This window comes from Thaumasiovibrio clandestinus (assembly GCF_047250365.1).
GTDB lineage: Bacteria > Pseudomonadota > Gammaproteobacteria > Enterobacterales > Vibrionaceae > Thaumasiovibrio.
The window spans coordinates 97,101-116,965 of sequence record NZ_JBLBVL010000008.1; the positions used below are offsets into that span (position 1 = coordinate 97,101).

Below are 19,865 nucleotides of genomic sequence, written 5' to 3' on the forward strand. Positions count from 1 at the left end.
ATTTACAGTGCAGCGATGGTTGCTTGCTGCTCTTCTAGCTTAATCAATGTCTCTTTGTAGCCATCTAGCTTTTCACGCTCTTTGGCAACGACGGCTTCTGGTGCTTTCGCCACAAAACCTTGGTTGCCCAGTTTGCCTTCGATACGCTTGATTTCGCCTTGAGTCTTCTTCACTTCACCAGCAAGACGCGCCAACTCTGCATCTTTGTCAATCAGGCCTGCCATTGGGATCATCAGCTCAGATTTGCCGACCAATGCGGTGGCACAAGCTGGCGTCTCTTCACCAGCCGCAAGAACTTTAATCCCTTCTAGCTTAGTTAGAGAGAGTAGTACAGTGCGGTTAGCTTCAATGCGGGCTGCATCGTTCGCATCAGCAGCTTTTAGCATCACATCAAGCGCTTTGCTTGGGGCAATGTCGTATTCTGCGCGTAGGTTACGGATAGCGGTGATGAAGGTCTTCACCCACTCGATATCGTCAACGATCTCAGCATTGAAGTTGTCTTCATTAAACTGAGGAAGTGCTTGCGTCATAATCGTCTCGCCTTCCACGCCGTCGATCAGCGGCTTAACGCTCTGCCAGATAGATTCGGTGATGTAAGGAAGAACTGGGTGCGCAAGGCGTAGTGTCTTCTCAAGAACTGTGATGAGCGTATAACGCGTCGCTTGCTGTTGCGCTTCAGTGCCTTTCCAAAGCACAGGTTTAGTTAGCTCTAGGTACCAGTCACAGAACTGGTTCCAGATGAACTCATAAAGCGTATTTGCCGCCATATCTAGACGGTAGTTGTCGAGGTGAGCGTTAAACTCTTTCGCAGCCACTTCAAACTGAGATTCAATCCACTTATCGGCTAGAGAGAATTCCATGTTCGCACGGTCTGCTGCAGATAGAGACATGCCACAATCGTGCTCTTCTGTGTTCATCAGTACGTAACGGCTAGCGTTCCATAGCTTGTTACAGAAGTTACGGTAACCCTCAAGACGCTTCATGTCCCAGTTGATGTCACGGCCCGTTGAAGCCATAGCTGCAAGGGTGAAACGCAGGGCATCAGTACCGTAAGGTTCAATGCCGTCTTCGAACGTTTTACGGGTATTCTTTTCGATCTTGGCAGCAAGTTGAGGCTGCATCATGTTGCCACAACGCTTTTCAACCAACGCTTCTAAGCCGATGCCGTCAATCATATCGATTGGGTCAAGGACATTACCTTTTGACTTAGACATCTTGTCGCCGTTTTCATCACGGATAAGACCCGTCATGTAAACGGTCTTGAAAGGTACTTGTGGCTTGCCGTCTTCGTCTTTGACGAAGTGCATGGTCATCATGATCATACGCGCAACCCAGAAGAAGATGATATCAAAACCGGATACCAGTACTTCTGATGGGTGGAAGGTTTTCAGCGCTTCAGTATCTTCAGGCCAGCCTTGGGTGCCGAAGGTCCAAAGTGCAGAAGAGAACCACGTATCTAGAACGTCGTCGTCTTGCTTAAGTACAACAACTGGCGCAAGGTTGTTTTGCTCACGCACTTCTTCTTCGCTGCGACCAACATAGACTTTACCGTCGTTGTCGTACCATGCTGGGATACGGTGACCCCACCAAAGTTGACGCGAAATACACCAGTCTTGTACGTCACGCATCCACGCGAAGTACATGTTTTCATACTGCTTAGGTACGAACTGAATCTGACCATCTTCAACCGCTTTAACGGCTGGCTCTGCTAGAGGCGCAGTACGTACATACCATTGGTCAGTTAGCATCGGTTCGATAACCACGCCACCACGGTCGCCATAAGGGACAGTTAGGTCGTGATCTTTGATTTCGTCTAGAAGACCTAGTTCTTCGAATTCAGCGACGATGGCTTTACGCGCGGCAAAACGCTCCATACCTTGGTATTTGGCTGGAAGCTCAGTTGAGTAAATATCGCTCTCTTCACCATTAGTGGTGAACACTTCAGCAGCATTACGAATGTCAGCATTGAAGGTAAGGATGTTGATCATTGGTAGGCTGTGACGCTTACCCACTTCATAGTCGTTAAAGTCGTGAGCAGGGGTGATTTTCACACAACCTGTGCCTTTTTCCATGTCAGCGTGCTCATCGCCTACGATAGGGATAAGACGGTTGACAACTGGAAGCAGGATTTCTTTACCGATAAGATCTTTATAACGTGGATCTTCAGGGTTAACCGCAACACCAGTATCACCCAGCATGGTTTCTGGACGCGTCGTCGCAACCACGATATAGTCTTTACCATCAGCGGTTTTCACACCGTTGGCTAACGGGTAGCGGAAGTGCCACATGAAGCCTTTCTTGTCTTTGTTTTCAACTTCTAGATCCGAAATAGCGGTGTGCAGTTTCGGATCCCAGTTAACAAGACGTTTGCCACGATAGATAAGGTCTTCTTCGTAGAGGCGAACAAACACTTCTTGAGTCGCAGCCGATAGGCCGTCATCCATGGTGAAGCGTTCACGATCCCAGTCAACCGATGCACCTAGGCGGCGCAGTTGCTGGGTGATGTTGCCACCGGACTCTGCTTTCCATTCCCAGATTTTGTCGATGAAGGCGTCACGGCCGTAGTCGTGCTTGGTCTTGCCTTCTTCAGCAGCAATTTTGCGCTCGACGACCATTTGAGTAGCGATACCTGCATGGTCAGTACCGACCTGCCACAGGGTATTTTTGCCTTTCATACGCTGGGCACGGATCAGTGTATCCATGATCGTATCTTGGAAGGCGTGGCCCATGTGAAGGCTACCTGTGACGTTCGGTGGTGGGATCATGATGCTATAGGCATCTTTAGTCGTATCACCATGAGGCTTAAAGTATCCAGCCTCTTCCCAGCGCTGGTATAGCGCCTGCTCAATTGATTGTGGGTTATATGTCTTTTCCATAGCGCTCTTAATGGATCTGCTTAATATCAGGAATCGGATGTTTGTGTCGCGGCCAGTGTCTGTAACTGTATGCCAGCATGTCGGTACTGTTTATACCGTTCACGCGCAAGTTGTTTGAGATTTTCATCGCAAGGGACGAAGTCTACCACTTGTGCAAAGGTTACCGCAAAGTTTGCAGCGTTATTGGCCAGATTAATTAATATTGAACGATGTCCGCTGTGGCGCAAGTAACCCCAGCCAATTTCTACTGGCGCGCCTTGCCTTGGCCCTTCACCTAATAAGTTGTGTGGAACAAACCCGTCAGGCTCTCGCTGCCACAGTAGATTATCAATCTGCTCAGCTGCTGCTTTGTCTTCGGTGTGAATATAGACGCGTTGCCCCTGTCGGTAGTATTGACTGGCGAGATCACATGCAAATTTAAATAATGGTTGTTTATCATCCATCAGGTAAAAAGTTGCATGGGTCATGGTATGTCCTTAGCCGGGCGTGCGTTTACCTTTTATCAAAAAAAGGGCCATAAAGCCCTTTTTATCGTGATTACTTGCGGATGTCGAGCCTAACTAAAGAGAAAGGCTCAACATTACCCATGAAGAGAATATTACTCATCGCCATCTTGGCTAGCGCGGTTTAGCATAAACTGAATGAGCATGGGAACAGGACGCCCGGTCGCGCTCTTATTTTTCCCAGAACGCCAAGCGGTACCAGCAATATCGAGGTGTGCCCAGTGATACTTCTTGGTAAAGCGCGACAGGAAACAACCAGCAGTAATGGTACCTGCCCCAGGCGAGCCGAGGTTGGCCATATCGGCAAACGGACTTTCTATCTGCTCTTGGTACTCATCGGTCATTGGTAGTCGCCATGCTCTGTCTCCAGATTGCTCAGAGGCATTGCTGAGCTCGTGGGCGAGAGGGTTGTGGTTGGCAATCATACCCGTATAGTGGTTGCCTAATGCAACGACACAAGCACCGGTTAAAGTGGCGACATCGATAACGCACTCAGGGTCGAAACGTTCAGCATAGGTTAGCGCATCACACAAAACGAGACGTCCTTCAGCGTCAGTATTGAGCACTTCAACCGTTTGACCTGACATGGTGGTAAGAATATCACCTGGGCGGTAGCTATTGCCATCAGGCATGTTTTCACAACCTGCCAACAGTGCCACGACATTGATAGGCAGGTTGAGGTCAGCCAGTGCACGCATGGCACCAAAGACGCCAGCCGCACCGCACATGTCGTATTTCATTTCGTCCATGTTGGCACCCGGTTTAATCGAGATACCACCAGAGTCAAAGGTGAGTCCCTTTCCAACCAGCACGATAGGTTTGGTGTTGCTATCTGGTGCGCCTTTATATTCGATAACAGAGAGCATCGATTCATTTTTTGAGCCTTGACCTACCGCGAGGTAGCTGGTCATGCCCAGTTCTTTCATCTCTTCTTCACCGATGATTTTTGTGGTGATTGCGCTATAGTCATCTGCGAGGCGACGCGCTTGAGAGGCAAGGTAGGCTGGATTTGCAACGTTAGGCGGCATATTGCCAAGATCTCGGGCAGCTTTTACCCCAGAGGCAATCGCGAGCCCATGTTGGATTGCTTTTTCACCTAACAACAACTCTCGACGACTCGGTACATTAAAGACCAATTTACGTAGCGGACGGCGCGTTTCTGGTTTGTTGCTCTTGAATTGGTCGAAGGTATACAGGGACTCATTGGTTGATTCGACAGCTTGTCGAACTTTCCAGTAGGTATCGCGCCCTTTAACGTGCAGTTCGGTTAGGAAGCAGACTGCCTCCATAGAGCCGGTGTCGTTGAGTGTGCTAATGGTCTTTTGGATGATTTGTTTGAATTGGCGCTCATCGAGCTCACGCTCTTTGCCGCAGCCGACCAAGAGAACACGCTCAGATAAGATGTTGGGAACGTGGTGTAAAAGCAGCATTTGGCCTGCTTTTCCTTCTAAATCGCCACGTCTGAGTAGGGCACTGATATAGCCATCACTGATTTTGTCGAGCTGCTCAGCTACAGGGGAAAGGCGGCGAGGCTCAAAGACGCCAACGACGATACAGGCACTGCGTTGCTTTTCCGGGCTGCCACTTTTTACACTGAACTCCATGCGTACTCCTACATCTAAAGACAATTGATGCTAAATGTTAGATAATGGCTGGCTTAACTTGTTGGATGCGTTCCGTTAAGGTTAGGGTTAGGCCAGCAAACAGTTAGCTTAAAGATAAAAAATAACAGGTTTATTCTGAAATTATAGCGATTCCAGCAAAAAAACAAGTTTTCTAAGGGCAGATTAGCAGTGATCATTGTTCGATATTTGACACGAGAGACAATTAAGAGCCAGATAGCAGTGCTTTTTATTTTGTTTCTTGTCTTTTTTAGCCAGCGTTTTATACGAGTTCTAAGCTCGGCAACGGAAGGGTCGATCCCCAGCGATCTGATTATGACGTTTATTGCGCTCTATATGCCTTCTATGGGGTTGTTACTGCTGCCATTAAGCCTTTATGTGGGAATATTGCTGACATTTGGACGTTTGTATGCGGAAAGTGAAATAACTGTCATGAACGCAACAGGCATTGGCAATAAGTTCTTAATTCAAGCGGCAATGGTGTTGGCATTAATGACTGGTATTATTGCCTCATTTAACGCCTTTTGGTTGACGCCGTGGGCAAATGAACAAGAAGTACAGTTACAAGAGAAAATTTCTGCAGAGTCAGGTTTAGACTTGTTGATTAAAGGGCAGTTCCAACGTGTTCCGCATGGCGGTGCAGTGGTATTTATCGATGATATTACTGAGAAGGGCAGCCAGTTAAGTCATGTTTTCGTAGCGCAGCCGGTTCAAAATGGTGGTATGCGTCCGAGTGTGTTAATGGCAGAGTCTGGTCGAGTGACCGAAATGCCAGATGGCCGACAGGTTTTACAGCTGTTTGATGGTGAGCGTGTTGAAGGGGTTGCGACGCAACTTGATTATAACCAAACTCAGTTCGATAACTATGAAGTTTTAATTGGCCAGCGTGAGATACGCACGCGGCGACGTGATTGGGATGCGTTGCCAACGTGGGCGTTGTTGAAGGTTGATAATTTATATGCCAAAGCCGAGCTGCAATGGCGCGTTTCTCTGGTGTTATGTATACCGCTGCTTACCATGGTGGTCGTGCCATTATCAGCGGTTAACCCAAGGCAAGGGCGTTTTGCTAAACTGATGCCCGCCATCTTGGTTTATTTGACCTACTTCTTGGCACTCAGCGCGGGCAAATCTGCGGTTGAAGATGGTGCATTGCCAAGCTACCTTGGTTTGTGGGTGATTAATGCAGCCCTATTTGTGGTGGCAATCCTTTTGAATAGTCTAGATTCTCTCTTTGTGCGTAAATTAAAAGATAAATGGCGGAGACGACGCGCCAATGTTTAAAATTTTAGATATCTATATTGGTCGAACCATTGTTGCTACAACGGCGTTGACGTTATCAATGTTGGTTGGTCTGTCTGCCATCATTAAGTATGTCGAGCAACTACGAAAAGTCGGTGATGGTACTTACGATTTGATCGCAGCATTGTGGTTTGTTGTACTGAGTATTCCTCGGGATATCGAAATGTTCTTCCCGATGGCGGTGCTACTTGGTGCTTTGATCGGCCTTGGCATGCTGGCATCAAGCTCCGAGTTGACGGTGATGCAGGCGGCAGGTGTGTCAAAACTGCAAATTGGTGTCTCTGTCCTTAAAACGGCCGTGCCTTTAATGCTAATTATTATGGCATTGGGGGAATGGGGCTCGCCAGTGACTCAGAAAATGGCGCGTGAATTGCGGGCCGTGGCGACGTCTGGCGGTAATTTACTCTCGGTACAAAACGCCGTTTGGGCCAAAGATGGCAATGACTTTATCTATATTGCTCGGGTTAATGATGATGACTCGCTACGTGGCGTGAACATCTGGGAGTATGACGACAGCAATACACTACAAACGTCTCTCTATGCAGAAACGGCTGACTTTGATCCAGTGCGCGGTTGGTATCTATATGATGTTACGTCTACTGAGATGCAAGGTGAGTGGCGTACTAAGCAAGAAGCAGAGCAGCAAGCGTGGAGCACAACATTAACACCGGACAAGCTGGCGGTGGTGACCGTGAAGCCGGAAGAGTTATCGATGTCTGGCGTGTATGAGTATGTGCGCTATCTGCGTGAGTCACAGCAAGACGCGTCCCGCTATGAATTAGCGTTTTGGCGCAAAGCAGTGCAGCCCATTTCTGTCGCTGTTATGATGTTGCTGGCTTTGTCGTTTGTTTTCGGCCCATTGCGCTCTGTTACCATGGGGGCGCGTGTGCTATCGGGTGTGGTGTTTGGTTTTGGCTTTTATATCTCAAACGAAGTGTTTGGGCCAATGAGCATTGTTTACCGCTTGCATCCTTCTTTCGGAGCTTTAGGCCCCAGTGTTCTATTTTTGTTTGTGACGCTCTACTTATTAAGCCGTAAGCTATGATAAGCCGGATCATTGAGATAAGGAAAAGCGCCGTTTAAGGCGCTTTTTTTATTTGTTTGCGTTATAGATGACATGGGTCTGTGCCATGTGATCTTGAAAGGAGCGGTTATTAGGATCGATCAATGCGATAAGGTTGCCAAGCCCGAAGGCAGAGGTGGCCATTCTTATTAATGCCTGTGTCCAGGTAATGCGTAGCCCCTGTTGATTAATAACATGGAGACGCCAAGCTCTCATGCCGAGCGTTTGCCCCCCTCGACACCAAAAGAAGGCATAGAAAAGCGCCATAACGACTAACAGATAGAGCGGATAGACGATTCGTGCGATGGGGTGTTGATTAAGGTAGTCGCTAGCATCGAGGTAACCATCGATAGTTAATACGCCAATCGCTAAACAGCCACCAATGATCGCCATCGCGACTCCTGCGGCGAGCATAAGCACGGCACAGACAACCAACCCATCATATAACCACGCCCCGGCGCGGCGTAGTAGCGAGGCTTCTTTCACGAGCATTTATCCTTCCTTGATTAAACTACTGAAGATTATTGTTGGCGATACAGAGACCTGCAAGCAAAAATCTGGAGATTTGTGAGCAATAAATGTGCGTGCATCACTGGGTTTGTCTAAATATCATGCAAACGGTTTGTATTATTCACTTTTTTTGCAATCGACGCTTGCCACAGGTCTAGAGATACGTATAATCAGTCCCACAAAGCCCGAGTGGTGAAATTGGTATACACGACGGATTCAAAATCCGTTGCTTTCGAGCGTGACGGTTCAAGTCCGTCCTCGGGCACCATATTCACAAACAAGCCCTGACGAAAGTCGGGGCTTTTTTGTATCTGTGGTATATGCACTCTTCTTGGGCTTAGAGCCGTGCGATGCTATGTTTTGCGCAAAAAAAAGGTAGCCCGCAGGCTACCGGTTTCACCTAATCCTATTTCACTGACCCTCAGGTAGGTGATAAGAGCAAGATACAGCTAGCAGCGCTTTAATTCCCACAAGGGAAAAATATCTCAAGGAGTGAATATTACGATTTCAGGAAGAAAGTTCTCATTTGAGCCACAACGGCTTCAGCCGTCGCTTGATCTTCCATTTCAACAAATAAACGCAATAGAGGCTCGGTACCTGAGAAGCGTGCCAATGCCCAGCCGCCATTTTTAAAGTAGACTTTCAAACCATCAGCGTAACTGACGGTTTCAATTTCAAAGTCAAAATCAGGCAGTGCTTTCTCGACGTAAATTTTGTCATAAATAACTTGTTTTTGATTCGCTTTAAACGTGCAATCGCCTTCAGCGGTATAGGCGTAGCCGTAGCGGGCGTAGATTTCATCGAGCATTTCAGAGAGTTTCTTGCCTGTAACACTGATCATTTCAACCAATAGACTAGAAGCAAAGACGCCATCTTTGCCTTTAATATGACCGCGAATCGTTAAGCCACCAGAGCTTTCACCACCAAGCAGTGAGTCATCGGCTTCCATTTGTGAACTGATATGCTTGAAGCCAACTGGGACTTCAAAACTTTTCTCATTATGGTCTGCTGCAATTTTGTCGAGAATATGGGTGGTGGCGATATTACGTACCACTGATCCCGTCCAACCTTTGTATTCTAACAAGTAGTAGTAAAGTAGCATCAAGACTTCGTTGGGATGAATAAAGTTACCTTTCTCATCAATGATGCCGAGTCTGTCAGCATCGCCATCGGTACCGATGCCAATATCATAGCCTCGTGTAGCGACTAAATGCTTGAGGCGATAGAGAGTGGCTGCGTTTGGCGAAGGCATCATGCCGCCAAATGCAGGGTTTTCGCTGTCGTTAATCACATCGACATCACAGCGACCGGAGATCAGCACGGTTTGTAAGGCATTCTTCGCCACACCGAACATTGGGTCGATAAGGACGCGAAGGTCTGCACGTTGGATAGCATCAGTGTCGATAAAGTCGATGATACTATCCACGAATTCGTTCATGGGATTGATAATGGTGATGCTGTTTTGCGCGATCGCCTCTTCGAAGTCGATGCTGTTAACATCATTCGTAGTGAGTTGCGTGACCTGTTGTTCAATTTTCTGTGTGATGACTTCATCGGCATCACGTCCACCTTTGATAAAGACTTTAATGCCGTTGTAGTCAGCAGGGTTATGTGAGGCGGTAATGCACGCAGAATAGTCAGCATCAAGCTGTTTGGCTTTAAACATGACGATAGGGGTAGGGACATATTTATCGATAAAACTGACATTGACCCCATTTGCCGCCATGACTTCAGCAAACCAGCGGCCTGCTTTATCAGATAAAAAACGCCGGTCATAGCCAATCACAAAGCCATTTTTTGTTACGCCTTCATCGTTCATGATGTTAGCCAGAGCTTGTGCCACTAAGCGAACATTATCTTTAGTAAACTCTTCACCAATAAAGGCGCGCCAGCCTCCGGTGCCGAACTGAATCATAACTACTCCTTAACCCAAACCCTCAGGGTCTGCATCTTAATCAGAAAAAAAGCAGCGGCTGTGCCGCTGCTATAAAAGGGCAGTATTAGCCCATTACCACAAGGACTTCATTGGTTGTGCCTGCTGGTTGGACAGGGATAGCACCTTCAATTGGCTCACCATTTAAGGTAATTGAAGCGATACCTTTGCTGACACCATTTGGATTACTGACTTTGATGTTGAACATTGCATCACGCCATTCACGACGTACTTCAAATCCAGGCCAATCTGTTGGGATGCATGGGTTAATGGTTAGGCCATCAAAGCCGGTTTGAACGCCAAGAATAAAGTTAGTGACGGCAAAATAAGCCCAACCTGATGTGCCAGTTAACCACGGGTGATTGGCTCGGCCATGATTTTCGTGATCGCGCCCCATAATGAACTGTACATAGGAGTAGGGTTCTGCAATTCGGGTGTCAATCATCTCATTTTGATTGTACGGGTTAAGTGCGTCGTAGAATTTCATTGCACGGTCACCACGTCCCAGCTTAGCTTCCGCTACCCACGCCCATGGGTTAGGGTGAGAGAAGATAGCACCGTTCTCTTTAACACCTTGATAAACACGGGTAACAAAGCCGATATCATCATTTGGTGTCGCAAAAGATGGGGCATTTAGGTGTAAACCGTACTCGCAGAAGAGGTTCTCATCAACAGCGTCCATGGCTTGCTCGCCGCGCTCTTGTGATGCAACGCCAGACAGAACAGCTAGCGTGTTTGACTCGAGGTGGATACGTCCTTCAGCTTGCTGCGCGGTACCAATCTTGTCGCCGTCCTTGGTTAAGCCGCGAATGTACCAGCCACCCTCGTCTTCCCAGAGGTGCGTTTCACACGCTTCACGTACATTTGCGGCCATTTCGGTATATTTTTCAACGTCAGCGCTATTACCACGGTACTTCGCTAAGGTAATAAACTCTTGTAGCGCCCAGAAGTGAAGGAAAGAGACCATGGCTGACTCACCGCCGCCAAGGTTGAGGCAATCATTCCAGTCAGCACGTAGCCCTTTACAGATCCCCGTTTGTCCCACGTATTCAGCAGAGAAATCGAGCGCTGCTTTCATGTGGTCATAAACACTGGCATCATCGCCATTGGCATAAGGGATCATCTCATCAAGGAAGCTCTCTTCTCCGGTTTCAGTGATGTATTTGCAGATGGTCGGGACGATCCAGAGGTGATCATCCGAGCATGTATCTTCAATGCCGTGAATTTTGTCTTCATCGCTGGGTGTCGGAACAACGGTTGGAGACTTAGATGGTTTTACATCAGCTTTTTCTGGATCGAACCAATCTGGATCAAAGAGGTGTAGGCCGTAGCCTTCCTTGACTTGACCACGAAGTAGGTCAACCAAACGCTTGCGGGTCATTGCTGGGTTTGAGTGTGGTACTGAAATCGCATCTTGTGCCGTATCGCGATAGCCTAAGCCTGTACGGCCACCGACTTCAATGAATGACGCAAAGCGAGACCAAACCACACACGTTTCTGCTTGGTACAGTGTCCAAGCATTGATCATGGTATCTAGGCCTTCATTTGGAGAAGAGACCTGAAACTTATTACAGCGGCTTTCCCAGTGGTTTTTGATCGCGGCAAAATCGGCGTCAACGGTAGCAAAGTCTTGATACTTGTTACGTAGGCGTTGGCCTTCATCTTTACCAACACCGAGTACAAAAGTAAAGCGCACTTCTTCGCCGGGTTGAATGACAAACTGCTTGTGCAAAGAACCACAATGGTTATAACAAGTTTGCACGTGATTCGAACATTGACCATTAACAACGGCAATCGGGTTCGCTTCGTCGCGGTATGGACCAATAAAGCTATCACGTTGACCATCGTAACTATCTGGATCAAAGCTTGAAGCCATGAAGTAGTAGCCATCGTCATCGTTGGTGTTGTAGTAGAGATCATACTCAATAACACCGTCCTTATACGACGTGCCAGCCGAGTAGAGGCTCATTTGATGGTTTTGGTTATCTGATTGAATGTGGCTGAAAGAGAACTCGACAAAAGAGAAAGCACTGATTGTACGTGGTTGATCACTATCATTTTTTAACGTGATATCCCAGACTTGGCAGTTTTCGCCTTTCGGAACAAACAGGGTTTTTTGTGCCTTGATACCATTATATTCACACTTGAATTTTGAATATGATAAACCGTGACGTACCTCGTAGGTCGCTTCTTCTAAACTTTTAGCGACCGGTTGCCATGAGATTGACCAATAGTCGCCACTGATGTCATCGCGTAGATAAACATAGTGCCCTGGACGATCAAGAGTTGCGTTAGGGCGGAACTTGGTGACACGATTATGTTCTGGTGATTTATAGAATGAGTAACCACCAGCGTTGTGTGAAATGACGGTACAAAACTGCTCGGTACCAAGGTAGTTAGTCCATGGAGCAGGTACATCGGGGCGAGTGATAACATATTCGCGGTTCTCGTTATCAAAATAGCCGTATTTCATTATTACTATCCTTTACCTAGTAGAGTGATTATTCGTTATGGTCGAGTGGGCGGTATGTGATGCCCTGCGTATCGAGAAAATTAAGGTGATGATTGAGCTTATTCTGGAAGTTAGACCAATCTTTGTGTTGACTCCACGCGCATTCAGCGACGGCAAAAAGACGCGGAAAGAGCATAAAATTAAGGCCTTGAGGGGTGCTAACTACTTCAGACCATAGTGCCGTTTGAATGCCTAAAATATGGTGCTGATGAGAGTCTGGTACTGCACTCAGAGCGTTATAGTCGTAGACTGTTTTTAGCGGCAGTACGCCAGCCCAATCAATGCCAGGCTCATCAACACAATTGGCCTGAATCAGATCAAGGTAGAGTGCTTGTGCCGGCTGCATTACCACATCAAACCCTCGCTCAATACATGCCAGACCGGCATTTTCATTGGTCCACGAGTAGATAATGGTATTGGTGCTGACCTTGTCACCATTCACGGCTTCTTCCCAGCCCAACATGCGTTTGCCTTTCTGCTCTAGGTAGTTTTCACAGTAGCGCAGCAGATGGCCTTGTAGCTCAGATTCACATTGGTAGTTGTTGTCTCGCATTAATTGCTGGCAGCGTTCGCTGTTGACCCATACGCCTTTCGGTACTTCATCTGCACCAATATGTACATAAGGCGCAGGAAATAGTTGGCAAACTTCATCAAGCACGGTGCGAATGAATTCATAGGTGCCGTCCAGCGCTGGCGATAACACATTGTCGGGGTAGTTTTGAATACTTTCGTAGATTGACTTATCGTCTGGGTCGACGAGCAACTCAGGCAACGACTTGATTGCCGCACGGCAGTGACCTGGGATGTCAATTTCAGGTATGACGGTAATGCCTCGGCGCCTAGCGTAGGCAATGATTTCTCTAATTTCCTCTTGACGATAATAGCCGCCATAACGCTGCTCGAAATGGCTGTACTGTGCTTCTAGTACTTCCTCTGGACCACGCCAAGCGCCAATGTCAGTCAGAGCTGGTAACTGAGGGATCTCAATTCGCCACCCTTCATCATCCGTTAGGTGCCAATGGAACATGTTGAATTTTAAACGTGCTAATTGATCGATGAGTTGTTTGATTGTCTCGACGGAATGAAAGTGCCGCGCACAATCTAGCATCATGCCTCGGTAGTGAAAACGAGGGGAGTCTTTGATGGTGGTGCATGGCAAGAAGTATGCGCCCGCGTCGTTAGGCTGTAATGGAATTAGCTGTAACAGTGTAGCCACAGCAGCATGAAAGCCTGCACTATCAATGGCATGGATTTGGACCGTATTGGTATCGATCGTTAATATGTAGCTGCCTGGCTGGCGTCGTTTATCATGATTGAAATAGATACCACCAGCGGTGCGCGGAGCTTGTTGAGTCAATTCAATCTGGCACTGTTGCTGTAACTCTTCTTGCAGCCATAAGGCGGCCTCGGACATGTTGCCCTCGCCACATAGCACGCAGTGACTGTCTAGTGTGAAGTGCCCCGATAGCGGCTGAAGTTCTACTGGTTGTGGGATAATTGGAAACGGGTGGTTAGCTTCTGGTCGAGGAGATGCCAATTTGTGACGAATTGGCGCGTCTGGACCAAGGTTGAGTGGTGATAACTGGATTGGATAGTGATGCTCACCACAGCATAAAACCGCCGACAAAATACCATAACTTTGTAGGGTTAAATGAGGGAGGGTCACCTCAAACTCAGTATAGAAATGTTGGTTGGGTTCGAGCGAGCAAGTTGCATCGGGGGGAGTCAACCGACAATGACTGCCTGTTTGTTTGAGGTCACCACAACTGATTGATTCTGGAATTATCTTACGAGTAAAGGCGAACTCGATGTGCCAATCATATAATGATGTATCGCCTAAATTAAAAAGGCTAAGCGCTAACCGACTCCCTGCCTCGCCATGGTGAATCAAGGTTAAATCTAATCGTAAACTCATACAGCACACTCAAGTTTATAAAGGTTGTGGTTTTTCCCTGCCATTAGCAGGGCACCATCCATCGCATCGCCTAGCGGAGGCGAAACGCGTAATTGATACGGGGGGGCTAACCAGCTTAAAATACGGCTTGCCACCCCTCCCATTAGACATACCTTGTCTGCTCCTTGTTTGAAGAGCCCATCCATGAGGAGTTCGATGTCGCGAGCGGTCTGACGTAGCAAGGTTATCGCTAACTTATCTCCCGACTCAGCATAGTGAAAAATGCGAGGCGAGAATTGACCGTAGTCGCGGGGTTTGGCTGTTTTCGACCAGCGCACAATGGCATCTAAGTCATGATTGAAATGCGCCAATACGTCTTGAGCTAGGCGAGAATCGGCGACCAACCCATCAGCCACCAATAGTGCTTGTTGAATAAGACGTAAGCCCATGATCGCGCCGCTGCCCAGATCTGAGATCGGGAACTCTCGACCACCAACCACGAATTGTTGTTGCTGTTTCAGCATTAAACCCACGGATCCTGTGCCAGCAATGACAATGGCGCCGTCTGAGCCATTCCACGCGCCAAGGCATGCGCCATAGCCATCGGTGTTTAATGTTAAAGAGGCAAAGGGGTGGGGCAGAGACATGAAGGCTTGCCAGGCTTGTTGCTCTTCAGCACCCGCTAAAGCGAGGCCAACCGCCATTTCAACAAAATGCTCCGAGCCTAGCTGAGCCTGCGCCGCTGCTTGTGTAATCGCTTCGATCACGGAGGCCATGGCGCTTTCGGCTCCCAATAAAACATTGGCACTGCCAGTTATCGCTTCACCAAGGAGATGACCACTGAGGTCGGTAATACGTGCTCGGCACGACGTACCACCACCATCAATACCGACCAGATAGTTAAAGCTGCTCATCATGGTACTCCTTGCTATGTGCAGCAATGGCTAGCAATAACCAAGCCCCGTGTGGGATCCACTGTTCACCCCAGCGCCAGTTTTGCAACATGTCGTCTTTTTGTCCCTCTGGTTTGAAGGCAATATCGGCTTCATTCTCAAAACCAGACGTTATTCCATTACAGACGCCGCCATGTGCGTTATAGAACCCTAATTCGGGTAGATAGTCGGGGTTGTTGTGGCCATGACCGTCAAGCATTGACATGTCGTAGGGATTCAGTCCCAAAATCCAGTTCAGAGATTGGCTGGCATATTGACGCAGCGCGTGTTTCAACGCGTCGTCATCTATATACGGCAGGGCGAGAAGTGCCATACTGACCAGAGAAGCAAGACGCGCATTTTCCCCCTGCCACCAATAGCCAGATTCGTTGTTGTGGGGGATGAAAAACTGGCTCTGCTTATCTCCACCAACCGGTTGCACATACTGCCGTGGATAGCCGAAGGGATTATGAACCTCTTGGCTGATATTGAGTTCGAAACGAAGTGCGTTCTCTACCACTGCCTGCACGGTTGGTGCTTTTGAACGGTCGGTTTCAACCTCTAAATACTGCAATAATGCAATGACGGGTAAACCTGCTTCTGCAGCGTGATAGTACGGACGCTCAGCGCTGGCGAGCCAGAAATGTTCGAAGTTTTGATCACTGCCTTGACGTTGACATAAGCGCTCAGCCCAGATTCTCGCCTCTGCTAGATAGCGGCTGTGCTGCGTTGTTCGGTACAGCTCTGTTGCAGCAAGAAGCGCACAGTATTCGTCGATAATGTTCTCTTCACCATTATCAAGATAAGCCAAGTTATGCTCGCGCAAATGCCAATAACCTTGCTCGGCAGCGGCTAGATAAGTCGCAAGTGGTGCCGGGTCAGCATCATAGAGCGAACAATAAGATGGATTGTTGTTGAGATTTGCGGCTTTTGCTAGCGCTGCAATTGCTACCCCTCCGCCTTGACGGAAAGCAGCTTGCCAAGCGTTAGATTTGTGGCCGTCTTGTGTCTTATAAGCGCAAATATCACGTTGTTGCGGGTTTTTGCTCCATTTATCAAACACAGTCATGTAAAAGTAACCATCACTGGATTGCATGCGAGTCAGAAAATCACAGCCATATAGCGCCTCATCAAGCAGACGAGCTTGCGTATAAGCGGGTTGTTCTGGCTGCAGTGTAAGTGAGGCCAACATGTTCCACACGACCATTGGAATTTGTTGTGGATTTAGATGATTGGCATAAGAGAGGTGGCTGAGGTATTTGCTCACATCTCCAGATGCATCATACCACCCGCCGTGAACATCAATGGTCTCATCAGTCTGATAGCGCTTGGCATTTCGGTCTGCGCTATCGAAGCGACCACTGCAGCGTTGTGATTTAAAATAGTGCAGTAAATCGGAAAAAGGTTTGTGTAATAGCCCCTCGGTAACACGAAATGGGTGGGAGACATGCTCTCCCACCTGCAGGTAATATTCACCTTCATCACACATGTGGCTAAAGTCGATGCTGGCATATTCGCCTGTGTGCCATTGTGCTACCGGACCACAGGCCGGTAGGGGCAGCTGTAACACTAAACGTTGATCATTGAGGTGTCGAAGTTCGACATAGCGTGCATTTAAAATCGGCCCTTTAATGACGGCCAATTTTGGTCCGCGACACTCATATCCCAAATGGTTGGTCAACAGCTGCATAGTGACTCCTACTTTTCAAACAAATAGCAACGCACGAAGTGGTTGTCAGCGAGTTTAGTTACACCGGGTAGCTGCTCGCGACATTTGTCTGAGGCGTGCACACAACGGCCAGCAAAAGGGCATCCAACAGATTCTGGTGTCCATAAAGGAATTTCGCCTCTGTTACCTTTTAGCTTTTCGTGAATGGATTTCTTAGGGTCAGGGACCGCTGAAACCAAAAGCTGGGTATATGGGTGCTGAGGATCATGAATGATCTCTTCAGTGTCTCCCCACTCCACCATATGGCCGACATACATAACAGCCAGATCTTCTGCGATGTATCGTGCTGTAGCGATATCGTGAGTGATATACAGTAGGGCCATTTCGCGTTCGAATTTCATCTCTTCCATCAGGTTAAGAACCCCTGCACGGATAGAAACATCAAGCATGGATGTTGGTTCGTCAGCTAATACGACTTCTGCACCCACGGCAATATTTCGCGCAAGATTGACACGTTGGCGTTGGCCGCCAGAAAGCTGGTGCGGGTATTTTTGTGCCGTCTCTTTGGGTGGAACCAAGCCCACTTGGTTTAAGAGATCGTATACACGCTCTTCCAGTTCCTTCTTGTTGCCTGATACTTTGTTATGAATCAGCAGTGGACGTGCAATGTGATGGAAAATGGTATGGGTTGGGTTTAAAGAACCAAACGGGTCTTGCCACACCATTTGTACACCTTGGCGATACTCCATCATGTCTTGTCGGTTGGTGATTTCTGCAATATCTCGACCAAAGTACTCAATGTGTCCGCCAGAAGGTGCATACATTTTCGCGATCATTTTCGCGGTGGTTGATTTACCTGATCCAGACTCACCTACAACAGATAGGCCACGGCTCTTAAACATTTTGAATGACACATCGTTAATAGCTCGCATCTTGGTGCTTTTTAACGAATTAGAATTGATAGGAAAGTCCTTTATTAGGTTCTTGCCTTCAATAATTGGTTTTGTAGTTGGTAAGCTCATTATTGTTTCCTCAAGTCAACCAGTAAGGCCTAGCGGTTAGTAAACAGGTGGCAGTTGCTTAGGCGACCTGGTTCAATTTGCTGTAGCTGAGTTGCTTTACTGAAGCACGCATCGTGTGCTTTGCTGCAGCGTGCCTGAAAACGACATCCTTCTGGGATTTCCAGTAAGTTCAGTGGATTACCTGGAATACCAGTCAGACGTGTTTTTGGCCCCGTCAGAGGAGGGAATGAGTTACCTAGCCCTTCTGTGTATGGGTGATAAGGGGTTTCCAAAATTTGCTTAGATGGAGCCACCTCAATGAGCTGACCTGAATACATGATGCCAATTCGATCTGAGAACTCGACCATTAGCGACAGGTCATGGGTAATAAACAGAATTGAGAAACCAAACTCTTCTTTCAAGGCGTAGATCTTTTGTAGGATCTCGCGTTGAACGACCACATCAAGTGCTGTGGTTGGCTCATCCATAATGATCATTTTTGGGTTCAGTGCTAACGCAATGGCAATCACAAGACGTTGACGCATACCGCCTGAAAATTGGTGCGGATAGTCACGAAGACGACTCGGGTGTATATCAACAATCTCAAGCAGGCCTTCGGCACGACGTTTTGCTTGCTCACGCGTCATACTGGTGTGTCGCATGATGACATCGCAGAACTGCTCTTCCATAGTTAGTACTGGGTTGAGGGCGTTCATCGCACTTTGGAAAACCATCGACATCTCTTTCCAGCGGAAATCTGAAACCTGATTTGGTGTCAGTTTTAAGATGTCGCGCCCTTCGAAGATAACTTCTCCGCCAGTGATAAAAGCAGGCGGCTTGTGCAGTTGCATTAATGAAAAGGCAACGGTGGATTTACCACACCCAGATTCACCTGCAAGACCAAACACTTCGCCTTTGCCAATGTCAAAGCTGACATCGTTTACGGCTCGAACGTCGCCAGCATCCGTGATGTAATCCACACACAGATTGCGGATTGAAATTAGGGGCTCTTGATTACTCATTTGTCACCGCTCCATAATGCGTTTTGTGGTACAGCCTGCTCGGTTACGGCAAGTTCTTCGTCTTTCTTCTTGGCCATTTTCTGCCAGCGGCGCATGCCTTTTTGTGCACGAAGTTGAGGGTTAGCAATTTCGTCGACGGCGAAGTTAAGCATCGCCAGACCAATTGCAACAAAGGTCAACGCCACACACGGAGCGAGAACTTCCCACCAAGCGCCAATCAGCATTGATGAAGAGGTGCGCACGTTATACAGCATAACGCCCCAGCTGATTGAATTCGGATCACCAAGACCAAGGAATGATAGGGTTGACTCCATCATGATGGCGTACAGAACAGAGCCGATGAAGCTCGCGCCAACAATAGAGATCAAGTTAGGCAGTAACTCGACAGCGATAATGCGCCATGATGACTCACCCAATACTTCTGCAGCTTTGACAAACTCCTTTTCTCGCAAGGAGAGGGTTTGTGAACGTACCACCCTAGCGCCCCAAGCCCAGGAGGTCATCCCGATAACAATGGCAGTGGTCATCGGCCCAGCTTGACCAACAAAGGCGGCAATAACAAACAGCAGTGGGAACTGTGGAATAACCAGCATGATATTCATCATTGCGGTGAGAATGTCATCTGTCCGCCCACCAAAGTAACCGGCAGAGACACCAATTAAGGTGGCTAAGAAGCACACCACAATACCAGCACCAAAGCCTACACCGAGAGAGACGCGCGCACCGTAGACCAGTTGTGACCAGATATCACGGCCCATTCGCGATGTACCTAGGATATGGTCGGCATCTTTTGACATACGCAGTGTGCGAGCATCATCGGCAAACTTAGTTGAAATCCAGCCGTCAGGGTTGTTTTGCGCCGCTTTAACAACAAACGCTGGATATTCATGTGGATTACCCGAGCGACGATTTGGCTCATGCTTCGTTACAAAGGGGGCAAATATTGCCGTTAAAACAAAGGTGATAACAATGACCGAGCCAAACATGGCTTTTGGATTGCCTTTGAGTAATTTAATTAAACCTTTCATG

General features: G+C 47.9%; 14 protein-coding genes and 1 tRNA gene. 3 read left to right on the forward strand and 12 right to left on the reverse strand.

Going from position 1 to position 19,865, the window contains the following annotated elements:
* Positions 1–2: 2 nt before the first annotated feature.
* The 3 genes from ACKLNH_RS12925 to pepA all read right to left on the reverse strand — a co-directional run bounded on the left by ACKLNH_RS12925 (position 3) and on the right by pepA (position 4,983).
* Positions 3–2,876, reverse strand: coding sequence for a valine--tRNA ligase (locus tag ACKLNH_RS12925; RefSeq protein WP_413112674.1), 2,874 nt, complete (start codon positions 2,874–2,876; stop codon positions 3–5).
* A gap of 26 nt (positions 2,877–2,902) precedes the next feature.
* The gene (locus tag ACKLNH_RS12930; RefSeq protein WP_413112675.1) at positions 2,903–3,343 is read right to left on the reverse strand and encodes a DNA polymerase III subunit chi; all 441 of its coding nucleotides are present in this window, start codon (positions 3,341–3,343) and stop codon (positions 2,903–2,905) included.
* A 131-nt stretch (positions 3,344–3,474) separates the two neighbouring features.
* Positions 3,475–4,983: a leucyl aminopeptidase gene (pepA, locus tag ACKLNH_RS12935; RefSeq protein ID WP_413112676.1), complete on the reverse strand. Its 1,509-nt coding sequence runs from the start codon at positions 4,981–4,983 to the stop codon at positions 3,475–3,477.
* Positions 4,984–5,172: 189 nt separating this feature from the next.
* On the opposite strand from pepA, the gene lptF reads away from it, so the two are divergent.
* Together lptF and lptG are read left to right on the forward strand one after the other, a co-directional pair.
* Entirely contained in the window at positions 5,173–6,282 is a 1,110-nt protein-coding gene (gene lptF / locus ACKLNH_RS12940; RefSeq protein WP_413112677.1) for an LPS export ABC transporter permease LptF, read from the forward strand.
* On the forward strand, positions 6,275–7,345 hold the full coding sequence (gene lptG, locus ACKLNH_RS12945) for an LPS export ABC transporter permease LptG (protein ID WP_413112678.1): 1,071 nt from the start codon (positions 6,275–6,277) through the stop codon (positions 7,343–7,345). Before lptF ends, lptG begins: the two co-directional genes overlap by 8 nt.
* 48 nt (positions 7,346–7,393) lie before the next feature.
* Here the strand turns inward: lptG and ACKLNH_RS12950 are convergent, their stop codons facing one another.
* A complete protein-coding gene (locus tag ACKLNH_RS12950) occupies positions 7,394–7,855 on the reverse strand; it encodes an RDD family protein (RefSeq protein ID WP_413112679.1) in 462 nt (153 codons plus the stop codon).
* A 201-nt stretch (positions 7,856–8,056) separates the two neighbouring features.
* On the opposite strand from ACKLNH_RS12950, the gene ACKLNH_RS12955 reads away from it, so the two are divergent.
* Positions 8,057–8,141, forward strand: a tRNA-Leu gene (locus ACKLNH_RS12955).
* 231 nt (positions 8,142–8,372) lie between these two features.
* Here the strand turns inward: ACKLNH_RS12955 and ACKLNH_RS12960 are convergent.
* The 8 genes from ACKLNH_RS12960 to ACKLNH_RS12995 all read right to left on the reverse strand — a co-directional run bounded on the left by ACKLNH_RS12960 (position 8,373) and on the right by ACKLNH_RS12995 (position 19,864).
* Positions 8,373–9,788, reverse strand: a complete 1,416-nt coding sequence (locus tag ACKLNH_RS12960) for a phosphoglucomutase/phosphomannomutase family protein (protein ID WP_413112680.1) — start codon at positions 9,786–9,788, stop codon at positions 8,373–8,375.
* A gap of 85 nt (positions 9,789–9,873) precedes the next feature.
* Entirely contained in the window at positions 9,874–12,279 is a 2,406-nt protein-coding gene (locus tag ACKLNH_RS12965; protein WP_413112681.1) for a glycoside hydrolase family 94 protein, read from the reverse strand.
* 28 nt (positions 12,280–12,307) lie between these two features.
* A complete protein-coding gene (locus ACKLNH_RS12970; protein ID WP_413112682.1) occupies positions 12,308–14,233 on the reverse strand; it encodes a beta-N-acetylhexosaminidase in 1,926 nt (641 codons plus the stop codon).
* Positions 14,230–15,129 carry a glucosamine kinase nucleotide-binding domain-containing protein gene (locus ACKLNH_RS12975; protein ID WP_413112683.1) on the reverse strand — a complete coding sequence of 300 codons (900 nt, stop codon included), beginning with the start codon at positions 15,127–15,129 and terminating at the stop codon, positions 14,230–14,232. The genes ACKLNH_RS12970 and ACKLNH_RS12975 overlap by 4 nt, the downstream gene beginning before the upstream one ends.
* Positions 15,113–16,834: a glycoside hydrolase family 9 protein gene (locus ACKLNH_RS12980; protein ID WP_413112684.1), complete on the reverse strand. Its 1,722-nt coding sequence runs from the start codon at positions 16,832–16,834 to the stop codon at positions 15,113–15,115. Before ACKLNH_RS12980 ends, ACKLNH_RS12975 begins: the two co-directional genes overlap by 17 nt.
* An 8-nt stretch (positions 16,835–16,842) precedes the next feature.
* On the reverse strand, positions 16,843–17,835 hold the full coding sequence (locus tag ACKLNH_RS12985; protein WP_413112685.1) for an ABC transporter ATP-binding protein: 993 nt from the start codon (positions 17,833–17,835) through the stop codon (positions 16,843–16,845).
* Positions 17,836–17,864: 29 nt separating this feature from the next.
* Positions 17,865–18,836 carry an ABC transporter ATP-binding protein gene (locus ACKLNH_RS12990; protein ID WP_413112686.1) on the reverse strand — a complete coding sequence of 324 codons (972 nt, stop codon included), beginning with the start codon at positions 18,834–18,836 and terminating at the stop codon, positions 17,865–17,867.
* Positions 18,833–19,864 carry an ABC transporter permease gene (locus ACKLNH_RS12995; RefSeq protein ID WP_413112687.1) on the reverse strand — a complete coding sequence of 344 codons (1,032 nt, stop codon included), beginning with the start codon at positions 19,862–19,864 and terminating at the stop codon, positions 18,833–18,835. Before ACKLNH_RS12995 ends, ACKLNH_RS12990 begins: the two co-directional genes overlap by 4 nt.
* Between the last annotated feature and the right edge of the window lies 1 nt (position 19,865).

Excerpts from the sequence above, each read along its gene's own strand:
- ACKLNH_RS12950 (WP_413112679.1), bottom strand. The coding sequence starts at position 7,855 with ATGCTCGTGAAAGAAGCCTCGCTACTACGCCGCGCCGGGGCGTGGTTA.
- ACKLNH_RS12980 (WP_413112684.1), bottom strand. The coding sequence starts at position 16,834 with ATGCAGCTGTTGACCAACCATTTGGGATATGAGTGTCGCGGACCAAAA.
- ACKLNH_RS12995 (WP_413112687.1), bottom strand. The coding sequence starts at position 19,864 with ATGAAAGGTTTAATTAAATTACTCAAAGGCAATCCAAAAGCCATGTTT.
- ACKLNH_RS12970 (WP_413112682.1), bottom strand. The coding sequence starts at position 14,233 with ATGAGTTTACGATTAGATTTAACCTTGATTCACCATGGCGAGGCAGGG.
- ACKLNH_RS12985 (WP_413112685.1), bottom strand. The coding sequence starts at position 17,835 with ATGAGCTTACCAACTACAAAACCAATTATTGAAGGCAAGAACCTAATA.
- ACKLNH_RS12925 (WP_413112674.1), bottom strand. The coding sequence starts at position 2,876 with ATGGAAAAGACATATAACCCACAATCAATTGAGCAGGCGCTATACCAG.
- pepA (WP_413112676.1), bottom strand. The coding sequence starts at position 4,983 with ATGGAGTTCAGTGTAAAAAGTGGCAGCCCGGAAAAGCAACGCAGTGCC.
- ACKLNH_RS12975 (WP_413112683.1), bottom strand. The coding sequence starts at position 15,129 with ATGATGAGCAGCTTTAACTATCTGGTCGGTATTGATGGTGGTGGTACG.
- ACKLNH_RS12965 (WP_413112681.1), bottom strand. The coding sequence starts at position 12,279 with ATGAAATACGGCTATTTTGATAACGAGAACCGCGAATATGTTATCACT.
- lptG (WP_413112678.1), top strand. The coding sequence starts at position 6,275 with ATGTTTAAAATTTTAGATATCTATATTGGTCGAACCATTGTTGCTACA.
- ACKLNH_RS12960 (WP_413112680.1), bottom strand. The coding sequence starts at position 9,788 with ATGATTCAGTTCGGCACCGGAGGCTGGCGCGCCTTTATTGGTGAAGAG.
- ACKLNH_RS12990 (WP_413112686.1), bottom strand. The coding sequence starts at position 18,836 with ATGAGTAATCAAGAGCCCCTAATTTCAATCCGCAATCTGTGTGTGGAT.
- ACKLNH_RS12930 (WP_413112675.1), bottom strand. The coding sequence starts at position 3,343 with ATGACCCATGCAACTTTTTACCTGATGGATGATAAACAACCATTATTT.